We start from the raw sequence: 298 nt of genomic DNA on the forward strand, positions 1-298 counted from the left end.
CGCGCACCTTCACGTGGATGCAGTCCAGGTAGACGATGGGGTAGATGGCGTCCAGCGGGCGTGCCTGCCAGGCCTTGACCTCCTCACTCACAGCATCCGTCACGGATGAGATCAGGCTGGGCGAGACCTCCGTGCCGTACATCTCCTCCAGGTGGCTCTGGATCTCGCGCACCGTCATGCTGTATTGACCCAGTGAATTCCTGCTCAGGTGTTAACGTTGAAGGAAACGACGATGAGCACCCTGATGGAAGACGACATCAAGCGCTGGACAGCCAAGCGTAAGACAGCCCTTGTCCTG

Annotated in this window: 1 pseudogene; it reads right to left on the bottom strand. The window is 59.1% G+C overall.

Annotated features, from left to right (window positions below):
• Positions 1–196 (bottom strand): annotated as a pseudogene (locus SJH88_RS19570) (transposase); the annotation flags it as partial.
• Between the last annotated feature and the right edge of the window lie 102 nt (positions 197–298).

Origin of the sequence: Comamonas sp. GCA5 (genome assembly GCF_036541385.1) — a bacterium.
GTDB lineage: Bacteria > Pseudomonadota > Gammaproteobacteria > Burkholderiales > Burkholderiaceae_C > Comamonas > Comamonas aquatica.